General features: G+C 43.1%; 9 protein-coding genes and 2 pseudogenes. 4 read left to right on the plus strand and 7 right to left on the minus strand.

Annotated elements, in window-relative coordinates:
- Positions 1 to 287: 287 nt before the first annotated feature.
- The 3 genes from PI95_RS16475 to PI95_RS16485 all read right to left on the minus strand — a co-directional run bounded on the left by PI95_RS16475 (position 288) and on the right by PI95_RS16485 (position 3,542).
- Positions 288 to 1,103: a DUF3598 family protein gene (locus PI95_RS16475; protein WP_039741282.1), complete on the minus strand. Its 816-nt coding sequence runs from the start codon at positions 1,101 to 1,103 to the stop codon at positions 288 to 290.
- Between the two features lie 129 nt (positions 1,104 to 1,232).
- Entirely contained in the window at positions 1,233 to 2,132 is a 900-nt protein-coding gene (locus PI95_RS16480; protein ID WP_039741280.1) for a permease-like cell division protein FtsX, read from the minus strand.
- Positions 2,133 to 2,246: 114 nt separating this feature from the next.
- Positions 2,247 to 3,542 carry a HEAT repeat domain-containing protein gene (locus PI95_RS16485; protein WP_336507234.1) on the minus strand — a complete coding sequence of 432 codons (1,296 nt, stop codon included), beginning with the start codon at positions 3,540 to 3,542 and terminating at the stop codon, positions 2,247 to 2,249.
- 360 nt (positions 3,543 to 3,902) lie between these two features.
- Here PI95_RS16485 and PI95_RS16490 point away from each other — a divergent pair, with 360 nt between their 5' ends.
- The 3 genes from PI95_RS16490 to PI95_RS16500 all read left to right on the plus strand — a co-directional run bounded on the left by PI95_RS16490 (position 3,903) and on the right by PI95_RS16500 (position 9,954).
- On the plus strand, positions 3,903 to 5,471 hold the full coding sequence (locus tag PI95_RS16490; RefSeq protein ID WP_039741277.1) for a ferredoxin--nitrite reductase: 1,569 nt from the start codon (positions 3,903 to 3,905) through the stop codon (positions 5,469 to 5,471).
- 205 nt (positions 5,472 to 5,676) lie between these two features.
- Positions 5,677 to 7,179: a NarK family nitrate/nitrite MFS transporter gene (locus tag PI95_RS16495; RefSeq protein WP_039741275.1), complete on the plus strand. Its 1,503-nt coding sequence runs from the start codon at positions 5,677 to 5,679 to the stop codon at positions 7,177 to 7,179.
- Positions 7,180 to 7,617: 438 nt separating this feature from the next.
- Positions 7,618 to 9,954, plus strand: a complete 2,337-nt coding sequence (locus tag PI95_RS16500) for a molybdopterin oxidoreductase family protein (protein ID WP_163518948.1) — start codon at positions 7,618 to 7,620, stop codon at positions 9,952 to 9,954.
- A gap of 189 nt (positions 9,955 to 10,143) precedes the next feature.
- Here the strand turns inward: PI95_RS16500 and PI95_RS16505 are convergent, their stop codons facing one another.
- Together PI95_RS16505 and PI95_RS16510 are read right to left on the minus strand one after the other, a co-directional pair.
- Positions 10,144 to 10,971, minus strand: a complete 828-nt coding sequence (locus tag PI95_RS16505) for a sulfurtransferase (RefSeq protein ID WP_201280479.1) — start codon at positions 10,969 to 10,971, stop codon at positions 10,144 to 10,146.
- Complete coding sequence (locus tag PI95_RS16510; RefSeq protein WP_039741640.1) at positions 10,968 to 11,393, minus strand: DUF6220 domain-containing protein; 426 nt, start codon at positions 11,391 to 11,393, stop codon at positions 10,968 to 10,970. Before PI95_RS16510 ends, PI95_RS16505 begins: the two co-directional genes overlap by 4 nt.
- A 400-nt stretch (positions 11,394 to 11,793) precedes the next feature.
- On the opposite strand from PI95_RS16510, the gene PI95_RS16515 reads away from it, so the two are divergent.
- The gene (locus PI95_RS16515) at positions 11,794 to 12,483 is read left to right on the plus strand and encodes a helix-turn-helix transcriptional regulator (RefSeq protein ID WP_039741269.1); all 690 of its coding nucleotides are present in this window, start codon (positions 11,794 to 11,796) and stop codon (positions 12,481 to 12,483) included.
- 224 nt (positions 12,484 to 12,707) lie between these two features.
- Here PI95_RS16515 and PI95_RS35980 read toward each other — a convergent pair.
- A pseudogene (locus PI95_RS35980) lies at positions 12,708 to 12,890 on the minus strand (hypothetical protein); the annotation flags it as partial.
- A gap of 86 nt (positions 12,891 to 12,976) precedes the next feature.
- A pseudogene (locus PI95_RS16520) lies at positions 12,977 to 13,307 on the minus strand (hypothetical protein); the annotation flags it as partial.

The following is a 13,307-nucleotide window of genomic DNA, read 5'->3' on the forward strand; positions in this document are numbered from 1 at the left end:
GTTGGAGAAGCCGCAGGCTAGCGGCTTCTCGCAGAGTAGCGCCGACTACGAGTTATAATATAAAACTCTTAAGTAGGTAAGCGGCAATATTTATAACTATGTTAATAAATTTAAATCGTAGGGTGTGTTATCGCTTCAGGCAACGCACTATGTTAATAAATTTAAATCGTAGGGTGTGTTATCGCTTCAGCGTAACGCACCATTGATAATTCAGGGTGCGTTAGCCTTCGGCGTAACACACCCTACCTACCTAAAGTTTATATTTCTTCATATAAGTTGAATTTTTATCATCGACTTACTTCAACTCGCTTTTCTGTTACTAAGGTGAGGCTAACCCATTCGCCTTTATCGCTGTAACTGCGAATCATCCGCTGGCGTAAGTTAGGTTCGATTAACCAACCCGCTTCTAAGATAAAGCTTTGACGTAATTGCACTTTCACTGGACAATTAGCAGAAGCACCATCAGGTAAGAGTAATACTTGCACCTGCTTTTGGGGATCTTGATCAAAGTGAATTATAGAGCCTTTAATCGTGGCAGTTGAGGTAATTGTGCGATCGCCAAAGGTTAAACTTTGAATTAATCGCCCAGCATCAAGTCGTAATTGTAGAGTAGAAGAAAAAGTATCAGGCGATCGCCAATCAGGATATATTGTTACACCTTCGCCATGCCATTCTCCTAACAAGTCATCTATTGCTAAAGGTGGACGTTGTGCTGGTTCAGTTCCCGCAAAATGTTCGCGAATTAAGGTAAGTTGGTCTAAATCGCCATTTTTCTCAAATAACTGCACCAAGCGTAAACGGCGATTTTTTTGAATAAATCCAAATTCTGCGCCAAATTCCGAATACGGTGCTAACTGAATCGAACCTTGAGAAAATTCGCCATTTTCAAAAAATAGAACACTTCGTCCTAGTGAACTATATTCTAAAACTTTTTCATCTTCCCGCAGACGGATAATTTGGCGAATAGTCTGATTATTGTTCAAACCTTCCAAGGAGACAACCGAGGGAGTATCATTCACCAATTCACCTTGGGGAGAGAAACGGGTAAATGAACCAGACCAGACACCGATATTTTGCAGCAAACGTTCCCATTGCGATCGCATAGCGATTTTGGATTTTAGATTTTAGATTTTGGATTGGTGATTAAAAATAAGCTTTTGCCCAATGCGAGCGTGCCCAATGCGAGCGTGCCCAATGCGAGCGTGCCCAATGCGAGCGTGCCCTATCCCCCATTATCTAGCAAATCGACGCACTGCAAATAAACTTCCTAATAATCCGACTGTGGTGCCAAAACCAAGGAGAATCAAAGGTAATAATAAAGTTTGGGCGCTAGTGAGTTGCAAACCGTTGGTGAGAAATTGGATAAACTCAGGTTGATTAGTGAGCAATTTAGTGATAAACTGCTGAATTAGAGAAATGAAACTCCAAGCGATCGCACCACCAACTAAACCAAAAGCAATTCCTTGTAAAATAAACGGTAGATAAATCCAAGTCGAAGTTGCACCCACAAGTTGCATAATTTCAATTTCTCGACGTCGCGCAAGAACAATTAAGCGAATTGTCGTGGAAGTGACAGCGATCGCCGTTGAAGTCAAGATGATAGTAATTGTTAAAGTAATCCAATTCAACCCTTGATGTAACTGAGCGATGCGTTGCACAGCTTCATCTACATACTGCACTGCATTAACTTGAGGTATTTTAGCAAGTTGCGTTGCTAAAGTCGGAACAACTTGCGAGTTACGCGCTTTCACCTTAATCTCATCAACTAAAGGATTATCGCCTAACTGCTGGGTAGCACCTTCAATATCAGAAATTCCTAGTTCCTTAACTAGTTTATTCCAAGCTTGCTCTTTGGTGATTGTTTGCATTGCTGCGACATCAGGTAAATTCTCAACTATTGGAGCGATCGCTTCCAAGCGCGTACCCGCATTCAGGTAAACTGATACTTCTAGCTGGCTACCAAATTGGTTAAGCAGCTTTTCTAATTGCCAAGAACTTTGCAGACTCAACCCGAATAAAAATAGTAACACGGTAACAGTACTTACCGCCGCCCAATTCATCCAACCTCCCCGCAGCAAACCGAGGAAAGTTTCTTTTAGCAAGTAATCAAGTTTAGTAAAAAATTTAAACACACTAAATACCGATGTATTAGTTTCGCGTCAACATTTTGGCATGTTGATCGTAAATGTGGCTAGCGTAGTAAGCACTGAAGTGCTTAAAATAAGCACTAAAGTGCTTACTACGTGTTACCATTCCGCCAAAGCAGCGGTAACTCCTTTTCGTAAATCTGGTGTAAGTGTGGGATTATTTAATAATTGTTGCAATTGTTGATAAGCGGTTTCTGGTGCAAGATTCTTTAGTGCAGCGACGATGTGGAGTCTGACAACTTGATTATTATCTGCTAGTAGAGAAATCAACGGTTCAATTGCCTCGATATTGCCTAATTGTCCCAAAGATAAAGCGATCGCACTTTTAATTGAGGCAATCTCAACTGCTGGATGTTGCGATCGCACTATTGAAAGCAAAATTTCTGTCGAAGAAGCGGTTAATGTCGAATCGCTGACTCGACCTAAAACTGTGACAATTTCTAACCACAGTGTCGTATATGAAAGTTGATTAAATGCTTGTTGGAGATATTCTAAACCAGATAATGTCTTCATCCAACTCAGGGCGCGGATAATTTCCAGTTGTAATTTTATTGGTGTCGGAGGCGATATCAGCACTATAAATAAGTGTTTTGCCGCCTCATCACTACCGATGCGCGAAAGTGCAATAGCTGCTGCTTGGGCAACTTCCAGATTAAAGTCATAAAGTCTGGGTTGCAGTTTCGCCAGCAAATCTAATTCTTGATGTAAGTCAGTGCGAACACTCAACCCTAACACAGCTTCACGTCTGACAGCAGCAGCGACATCAGTTAAAGCGTTTAAAAGAATCGGTGGAATACGGGAATCGTGAAAGCTGCTGAGGGCTTCAATCGCTATAGCGCGTATTTCAACTAGCGGATCTTGCACCACGTTTAATAGAGGTGTAATAATTTCTGGTTGGCGGATGTAAGAAAGCGATCGCACTGCCAAAATTCGTGTATCAACTGAAGTTAAAAGTTCTGATAAAGCAGCGATCGCACTTTGTCCAATTTGTCCTAATGCGGCAGCGGCGATCGCTTTGAGTTCTTCATCGTCAGTGGTTTGGAGAAATTCTACCAAAGAGGCGATCGCTTTGGGATTTTTCAGATCGCCTAAAATCCGAACTGCATACCACCGCAATTCTGATGCATCTTCATCTTGGAGGATGTCAATCAACGGGGTTATAGCAACATTTCCCAAACGGACAAACACCTTAGCAATTTCCCAGCGTTGCTGAAAATCCCCCATTTCTAGAATTGAGAGTGCTAATTCCAGCAAATATGCTTGATTTTTAACTATCTCTGGGTCTAGTGCATTTTCTTCTTGAATCAACTTTTGCAGGCATTGCAAGACTCGTGACCAATCACCTGCATCATGTGCTGCCCGCGCTTTTTCCAAAAGCTGGTTGATGTTATTCACAATTAATTGGTTCTTGGTTGTTAGTAGCAAGCTCTATTGTATTAATGAAATGCGATCGCTCGTATCAAATTTGTTTCATGCAGAAAATGCATCACATTGATACATTTTAAGCATCAGTTTGATACCTTTTCCTAAATTTTACCAAAATTTCGTAGCTATTTATACGATTTTTAGATTCATCCAACCTTAACCTTAGTAGTAAGCAAATCGTTAAATGTCTGGTAAAAAACAGCTTTAACAAATTTCCAATCTCGTAAAGCTCAAAAATTTACTTTAAAAAAATCGTAGATCCACAAACCGATAAAACTACATTCAGATATTCAAGCGCGAAGTTAGAAACAAAGCAACGGAAGTCAACTCATGACAGACACAGCAACTACCACACCCAGCTTAAACAAGTTCGAGAAATTCAAAGCAGAAAAAGATGGACTCGCCATTAAAGCGGAAATCGAAAAATTTGCCTCCTTGGGTTGGGAAGCAATGGACGAAACCGACCGCGACCATCGGCTAAAGTGGGTGGGTGTGTTCTTTCGCCCAGTCACTCCCGGCAAGTTTATGATGCGGTTGCGGATGCCTAACGGTATTCTTACTTCTCATCAAATGCGTGTGTTAGCTGAAGTAGTGCAGCGCTACGGCGAAGACGGCTACGCTGACATCACTACCAGACAGAATATCCAATTGCGGGGCATCCGCATTGAAGATTTACCAGATATCTTTAATAAATTCGAGGCTGTTGGCTTGACCAGCGTCCAGTCAGGAATGGACAACGTTCGCAACATCACAGGCGATCCCGTAGCTGGCTTGGATGCGGATGAGTTGTTTGACACGCGAGAGTTGGTACAGCAAATTCAAGACATGATTACCAACAATGGCGCTGGTAACTCAGAGTTTACCAACCTGCCGCGCAAGTTTAACATCGCCATCACCGCTGGACGCGATAACTCAGTTCATGCGGAAATTAATGATTTGGCTTTTGTTCCAGCTTTCAAAGAAGGACAAGGAGAATCTGAACGCCAATTCGGGTTTAATATCCTTGTCGGTGGCTTTTTCTCTGCTAAACGGTGCGATGCGGCGATTCCTTTAAATGCTTGGGTGCCACCAGAGGATGTAGTCGCTGTATGTAGAGCCATTTTGGAAGTTTTTCGCGATCGCGGTTTACGCGCTAATCGCCAAAAATCGCGTCTAATGTGGCTAATTGATGAATGGGGTTTAGATAAATTCCGCTTAGAAGTTGAAAACCGTTTGGGTAAGTCATTAATAAGCGCAGCCGCAAAAGACGAAATCGACTGGGAAAAACGCGACCACATCGGCGTATATAAACAAAAGCAACCCGGATTAAACTACGTAGGGTTAAACGTTCCCGTCGGTCGCTTGTTTGCTGACGATATGTTTGAAATCGCACGTCTGGCAGAAGTTTACGGCAGCAGTGAAATCCGCCTGACGGTTGAGCAAAACGTGATTATCCCCAATATTGCTGATACAAGATTGGCAACATTTTTAACAGAGTCGTTGTTAGAAAGATTTAAAATTGAGCCTAATACGCTAACGCGATCGCTAGTTTCTTGTACAGGCGCACAATTTTGCAACTTTGCCCTGATCGAAACCAAAAACCGCGCCTTGGCAATGATTAAAGAATTGGAAAGCGAGTTAACATTCACTCTTCCTGTACGCATTCACTGGACAGGTTGTCCTAACTCCTGCGGACAGCCGCAAGTTGCAGACATCGGCTTAATGGGAACCAAAGTCCGCAAAAATGGCAAAACTCTAGAAGGAGTTGACATTTATATGGGCGGCAAAGTTGGTAAAGAAGCACATTTGGGAACTTGTGTCACCAAAGGCATACCCTGCGAAGACCTACAGCCAGTATTACGCCAACTGCTAATTGAAAACTTCGGCGCACGCGCAAAAGAAGCAGTTATTAGTTATTAGTTAGTGGATAGTGGTTAGGAGTTAGGAGTTGTAGAGACGTTCCGGACCGAACGTCTGTACTAAAAGTTTGGAGTTAAGAATAATGTGTGACAACTAACAACTAACAACTATCAACTATCAACTATCAATCAATATCTTTGGGCAATTACATAATTGTCCACAGATTTCTTTACGCAATTATTCAGTTTTTACTTAGGAAAGCTCAATGCTCAAAGGTTTACTTTCATTTACCGGTCGCTACCGCATCTTACATCAGACTTGGTTTGCCTTCTTTCTCACCTTCGTTTGTTGGTTTAACTTTGCTCCCTTTGCAACAACTATAGGTAAGCAGCTACATCTGGCGCCCGAACAAATTAAAACTTTGGGTATCTGCAATTTGGCGCTGACAATTCCGGCGCGGATTATTATTGGAATGCTTCTGGATCGTTTTGGTCCGAGAAAAACTTACTCAATGCTGCTGATGTTTGCTGTGGTTCCCTGTATGGCTACAGCGCTGTCGCAAAACTTTAGCCAATTGGTTATCAGTCGTTTGCTGATGGGAATTGTCGGTGCTGGGTTTGTGGTTGGTATTCGCATGGTGGCGGAATGGTTCCCCCCGAAAGATATCGGTATAGCCCAAGGTCTTTATGGCGGTTGGGGTAACTTTGGGGCTTTTGGGGCTGAGTTTGCCCTGCCGTTGATTGCGGTTGCAGCTAGCTTTATGACTGGTGGTGCTTCTAACTGGCGTTTGGCGATCGCTCTTACAGGTATCATTGCGGCGATTTACGGTGTAATTTATTTCAATACCGTTCAAGATACACCTCCTGGCAAAACTTACAAACGTCCTAAGAAAAATGGTTCTTTAGAAGTAACCAGTGTCAAAAGTTTCTGGGCGATGATTGTCTCAAACTTTGGTTTGATTTTCGCTTTAGGTTTATTAGCTTGGCGCTTAGAACAAAAGAACATTCACTTTTTAACTCTCAGCCAAATGTATTTGGTTTGGGTTGCGTTAGCCGGATTATTTGCTTACCAAAGCTATCAAGCTTATAAAGTCAACCGAGAACTGTTAACTGGTAAAAAAATTTACGCTCCTTCAGAACGCTATCAATTTGGTCAAGTAGCTTTACTCGAATTCACTTACATAACTAACTTTGGTTCTGAACTTGCTGCGGTTTCCATGCTGCCGGCGTTTTTTGAGAGAACCTTTGGTTTAGAGCATGTGGTAGCGGGGATGATTGCCTCTATCTATCCTTTCATGAACTTAATTTCTCGTCCTAGCGGTGGTTTAATTTCTGATAAATTTGGCTCTCGCAAATGGACAATGACAATTATTTCTATGGGAATTGGTGTCAGTTATTTGATGGCACATTTCATTAACAAAAATTGGCCCATTCCGGTAGCGATCGCTGTCACAGTTTTAGCTGCTTACTTTGCTCAAGCTGGCTGCGGTGCAACTTACGGTATCGTACCTTTAATTAAAAAAGAATCCACAGGACAAATTGCCGGTAATGTCGGCGCTTACGGTAACTTCGGCGGTGTGGTTTATCTAACAATCTACAGCTTAACCAATCCACCAACACTCTTTGCCACAATGGGTATAGCTGCTTTAATCTGCGCCTTTATGTGTGCCTTTTTCCTCAAAGAACCGAAAGGCTCTTTTGCTGGCGCTTACGAAGGTGAATCACCAGAAACTGCAACCCGAAAATCTCCCATCTTAGCGGAAGAATAAGATGCGAGATAGTAGTTAGTAGTTAGTTGGGTTTGGATTACTATTAATAAACTCCTAAAAATCAAACCTGAGATACACACAGAAAATCAAACTGTGTGTATCTATGTTTATCTGCGGTTCAATGTTGTATTTTTCTGTTGAAATTTAGTTATGAAATTGTCAAAATTACATAACAAAAAATACAAAAATAAATGAATAAAAAGTATCAGACAACACATTTTATTTGTTGTAATTGATATTCAATGAGTAAAAATACTATTGATAAAACTTCCGAAAGTTTTCAAAGCGAATTTGAGAAATTTTCTTAACAGAAGCCATCAGATTTTCTCGGATGCGAATTAAATATCAAAGGTTTGGAAACACGGTTATTTGCTCTTAATTATGTCTCTACAAACCTTGTTCAAAATTTAGACAATCGGTAAAAACGGTGCAAATGCCATGACTGAAATTACCAAAACCGTCTGTCCTTACTGTGGTGTCGGCTGTGGACTAGAAGTTTCGCCCCCAGCCCAACATGGCAAACCAACTAATCGAGATAGCCAAGGAACTCCAATTTGGCGGGTGCGGGGGGATAAAGCGCATCCATCAAGTCAAGGTATGGTGTGTGTCAAAGGCGCAACGATCGCCGAATCTTTAGATAAAAATAGATTGCGCTACCCAATGGTACGAGACTCCTTAGAACAGGAATTTCGCCGCGCTACTTGGGATGAAGCTTTTGATATCATCACCAAGCGCATTCAAACTGTGCGCTTTACCCAAGGACCAGAAGCCATATGCATGTACGGTTCCGGTCAGTTTCAAACTGAGGACTACTACATCGCTCAGAAACTGATGAAAGGCTGCTTGGGTACTAACAACTTTGATGCCAACTCTCGCTTGTGCATGTCTAGTGCTGTAGCTGGCTACATTCAAAGCTTTGGCGCAGATGGTCCCCCCTGCTGCTACGATGACTTGGAGTTAACCGACTGTGCCTTTTTAATTGGCACTAATACGGCTGAATGTCACCCGATCATTTTCAACCGATTCGAGAAATACCACAAAAAGAATCGCAAAGTGAAAATGATTGTCGTCGATCCCCGACGCACACCAACCGCAGAAGCCGCAGATTTACATTTAGCGATTCGTCCCGGTACAGATATCGACTTGTTAAATGGTATCGCTCACTTATTGATGCGCTGGAATTACTTTGATCCCGCGTTCATCGAAGACTGTACCAGCAACTTTCCTGCATACGCTGAAGTGATTCGCCATTATTCCCCAGACGTGGTAGCTCATCGATGCGGTATCAGCGTTGAAGATTTAGAAACAGCAGCTCGCTACTGGGGTGAATCACAGCGGGTGCTATCGATGTGGTCAATGGGTGTAAATCAATCATCGGAAGGTACGGCTAAAGTCAGAACCATCATAAATTTGCACTTAATGACCGGACAAATAGGTAAGCCTGGGGCAGGACCTTTTTCCTTGACCGGTCAGCCAAACGCGATGGGAGGACGAGAAGCTGGAGGTTTAGCGCATCTGTTACCCGGTTATCGCACGGTGAAAAATCCCCAGCAGCGAGCGGAAGTTGAGGAATTTTGGGGACTCAAACCAGGGCAAATTTCCCCAAATCCCGGTTTGTCGGTGTGGGATATGATTACTGAGTTAGAAAATGGCAACGTCGGTTTACTGTGGATTGCGGCGACTAATCCGGCTGTGAGTATGCCAGATTTGGAACGGACAAAAAAAGCATTGTGGCGATCGCCTTTTACAATCTATCAAGACGCCTACTATCCCACAGAAACTGCTGCTTACGCTCACGTTTTGTTACCAGCGGCACAATGGGGTGAGAAAACCGGCGTGATGACAAACTCCGAACGAGTAGTCACGTTATCTCAAGCATTCCGCGCACCGCTTGGGGAAGCGAAAGCAGATTGGGAAATTTTCGCTGAAGTTGGTCGGCGATTAGGTTTTGAGAAAGAATTTTCTTTTACAAACTCCGCTGAAGTATATACTGAGTTCGCGCAACTGACTTCCAACCGTCCCTGCGATATGACAGGTATGAGTCACGAGCAATTACAAGCCGAAGGTGCGACTCAATGGCCCCATCCAGAAAAGAAACGTGAGCCGATATTTATCGATTCTGATACAGGTGTTCTCAGCTTTGAAGAAGAAGGAGGAGAAAAGGGGAGTGGGGAATGGGGAATGGGGAGTGGGGATAAATCCTCCTCTACCCCTACTCCCTACTCCCTACTCCCTACTCCCTCCAAACGGCTTTACACCGATTTCCGCTTTCACACTCCTGATGGACGCGCTCGATTTGGGGCATATCATTCACGAGGACTAGCAGAACCACCCGATCCCGATTATCCCTTTGTGCTTACAACTGGGAGACTTTACGGACATTGGCACACTCAAACGCGCACCGGTCGGATTGAAAAGATTCGCTCGATGCATCCCCAACCGTTTATTGAGATTCATCCCCGTGATGCTTCTGGGTTGAATATTAAAGATAATGAGTGGATAGAAGTGCGATCGCGTCGGGGTAAATCCAAGTTTCCGGCTAAAATTACCAGAGCGATCGCACCCGGTACAGTCTTTGTCCCCATGCATTGGGGTGCGCTGTGGGCAGAAAATTCCGAAGCAAACGCTCTCACTCATCCAGAATCTTGCCCCGACTCACTGCAACCAGAATTAAAAGCTTGTGCTGTACAACTAGTGCCAATTACCAGACAGGAGGGGGAAAGGAGAAAGGAAAAAAGGGTAAAGGGAGAAGAAGTTATAAAGATGCACGCATAAAACTTTTATATGATTCTTTTCCCCTATACGGGTTTAAAGCCCCCAACAAGATTCTTTACCCCTTTCACCCAGACCCTTTAACGCCACATGCGCGGCTGTCGGCACAGCCTTTCCAACGCAGTGGCTCCCCTTTTCCCCTCTTTGTCATTAACTAGTGGAGTTGTTACTTAAAGCACCCACAGAATATTGTCAAGTCTCAACTGGCGTGTCGGGTAATCTGCTCCACTCATTCCAAGAACCGTCGTAATTGCGTACATTTTCGTAGCCCAGCAAATACTTTAAGACAAACCAAGTATGAGAAGAGCGTGCCCCAACTGCACAGTAGGTTATCACTTCTTTATCAGGAGTGATGCCCTTACTGTGGTAGAAAGTATACAGTTCTTCCGCTGATTTGAAAGTATCATCTTCGTTCAAAGCTAATTCATAAAAAAGATGAACTGCATTGGGAATGTGACCGGCACGCTCAGTTTTTTCTGGTGGGTTCATCAGAAATAATTCACCGCAATACTCTTGGGGTGTACGTACATCCACCAGAACTGAATCTGTGTTAATTGCTGCTTGCACCTGGTCTTGTAGCGCTCGGATATTTGTATCAAAATTCTGCACTGTATATATTGTTGGCGTGATAGTGGGGATTTCAGTAGAAACAGGGCGTTTTTCAACAAGCCATTTTTTGCGACCACCATTCATTATTCGTACATCGTTATGCCCGAATACTTTTAGCAACCAAAAGGCACAATTAGCACCAGCATTATGATTGCTATAAATAATGATGGTTGTATCATTTGCAATACCTGAGCGTGCAAGCAGTTCTGACAATGCCGAAGAATCGAAATTGAAACGGTAATCGGGTTGCATGATGGTGATAAATGTGTTCCAGAAGACGGCACCTGGAATATGACCAGAGTTATAAGCTGTGATATCCATATCGGTTTGAATAAGACGCACTTTGCGATCGCTCAAATGTTCAGCAACCCATTGAGTATCTACGAGAACTTCAGGATGAGCGTAATTCAAGATAATGACTCCTTATTTGATGCAAACAGCATCTGCCGCACGCGATGAACTAAAGTTGTGGAAACAGAGAACAGCGTGAATCCGATAAGTGGGTGGAATACTGCCAAAGGAAAAGGCGAATTTAGGTGAATTGTGAGAAATTGCAGTCCCAGTAGTACTGCCATACTAGCTGTAAGGCTTTGCACTCGTCGGGGAAATTCAATCAAGAACACCCATAAAAGCAGAATCGCTGTCAGTCCACCGTATCCGCGTACTAGCCAAACATGGATATTCCACCACTCAGGGTTGTGGAAGAATGCTAGTCCTACCGTCAACACTTGGGCAATTAAGCAGAGATTGAAAAGCGTGGCTACCCAATAAAAGCCAATCTGAAACTTGCGTACAGATGGCTGTACGCTATCAGAGTTAAAATCTATGGTCATGATTGATGATTCTTGGGGGAAATTAGGACTAATACCAATTTCAAAAATGATTGCGACAAATGGATTGTTGAAACCCTTGCATAGCAACAACTTTACAATCCGTCTTTAAAAGCTTTGATGCCTTCTCCTGTCGGAGAGGCTTCTCTTCTCCTTCGGAGACGAAATTCGCGAACGAGACGCTTCGCGAACGCCAACGGCAACCCCTTCTCCTTCAAAGACGCTCCGCGAACGGGGAACGGAGGAAACCTCCGCTCAAACTTTTCGCAAAATCTAAAATCCAAAATCTAAAATCGTATAAGCCTGATGTTTCCGTCAATGTTTTGATCGCAACAAAATCTATACTAAGAACAGTTAGTTATAACGGCTAGTCCTCGAACGAGTACTCTTGGTAGCAGTAATGATGACAAATTCCTTGCAGTCTTTATTTGAAGCAATAGCTGATGCTAGTGATGAGCAAGAATTACGACTGCACGTCATGGTTAAAGTTAGTGAGTATTTTGTTGCCGAACGTTGCAAGCTTTTTTTATTTAATGAGCTTCCCTCTACCGAGACAAATATTCCGGGCATGATGAAATTGGCTTTATCTATTGAACATAATCCGGTCTTGCGCTACATAATCGAGCATCATGCCCCAGTTCATGAAGAATTGTTATTACCTTCTGGTATTTGGAAGACTATATGCTCGCGCTTCGATCACGGACATGTGATGGCTGGACCAATTGTCAGTAATGGTCGTCTTGTTGGCGGAGTTGGCTTTACTCGCGTTCGAGGTTCTTCTGCTTTTAATGTTCACAATCTTGCCGATTTAAGTGCGCTGTGCCTACATCTGTCAACTAAGTTAGCAACATTATGGTCGCAACCCACAGAATTTAATTCTTTGGCGATTAATCGCTTAACCCAGCGTGAAATTCAAATTGCCCAACTAGTAGCACAAGGACTAACAAATGCTGAAATCGGTACAGCACTTTGGATTACAGAAAATTCTGTTAAGCAAGCTTTAAAACGGATATTTCGGAAGATTGAAGTTTCATCTCGTGCTGAGTTAGTGGCACGGCTTTTCTCAAACACAAAACTTTCTCAATCCAAGTAACAGCGATTAAAATCGCAGGCAAAGATGTAACAAGAGCGATCGCACCCGGTACAGTCTTTGTCCCCATGCATTGGGGTTTCATTAAAGATAGACAAGAATGGACAGCCTTGTATTAAAAGGAGCAAACACCAAACGAGTCACCCAGAAGAAGGCTGTCCATTCTTGTCCGGAGTTAGCCCAAGGGGCTTTAAACCCGTATAGGGGAAAAGAATCATATAAAAGTTTTATGCGTGCATCTTTATAACTTCTTCTCCCTTTAGCCTTTTTTCCTTTCCCCTTTCCCCCTCCTGTCTGGTAATTGGCACTAGTTGCACCGCACAAGCTTTTAATTCTGGTTGCAGTGAGTCGGGACAAGATTGTGGATGAGTGAGAGCGTTTGCTTCGGAATTTTCTGCCCACAGCGCACCCTTTTCCCCTCTTCATGAATGTTAATAGTTCAGTTCTGCATAGTCAAATATAGTCAGACACGGCTTTATAGAAACTGCCATTTCGTTCACAGAACCTTAAAGGCATCTAGAATGGGGTCAAGATGAGTGGCTTTAAAGCCAGCTAGATTTACCCGAATGGGGTCAACTAAAACCTCTCTATCCCCTGTCTCGAAAGCATTGGGGAATTCTTTTATGAGGATATTGTAACTGGCGTTGATGTCAGCATTACATAATCGCCCAGATTTAGCCCGATATAGTCCGCGACATATCCGCTTTCCAGATGGCTTCCACCCAAATGACTTAGTGCCATAATCAGGAATAAAGTCACCATCAATAAAACTGGCTTGTGACGTGTACGATTCTTCCCGAACAATGATATCAATCCCACAAAGATTG

The organism is Hassallia byssoidea VB512170, from assembly GCF_000817785.2.
Lineage (GTDB): Bacteria > Cyanobacteriota > Cyanobacteriia > Cyanobacteriales > Nostocaceae > Hassallia > Hassallia carrinoi.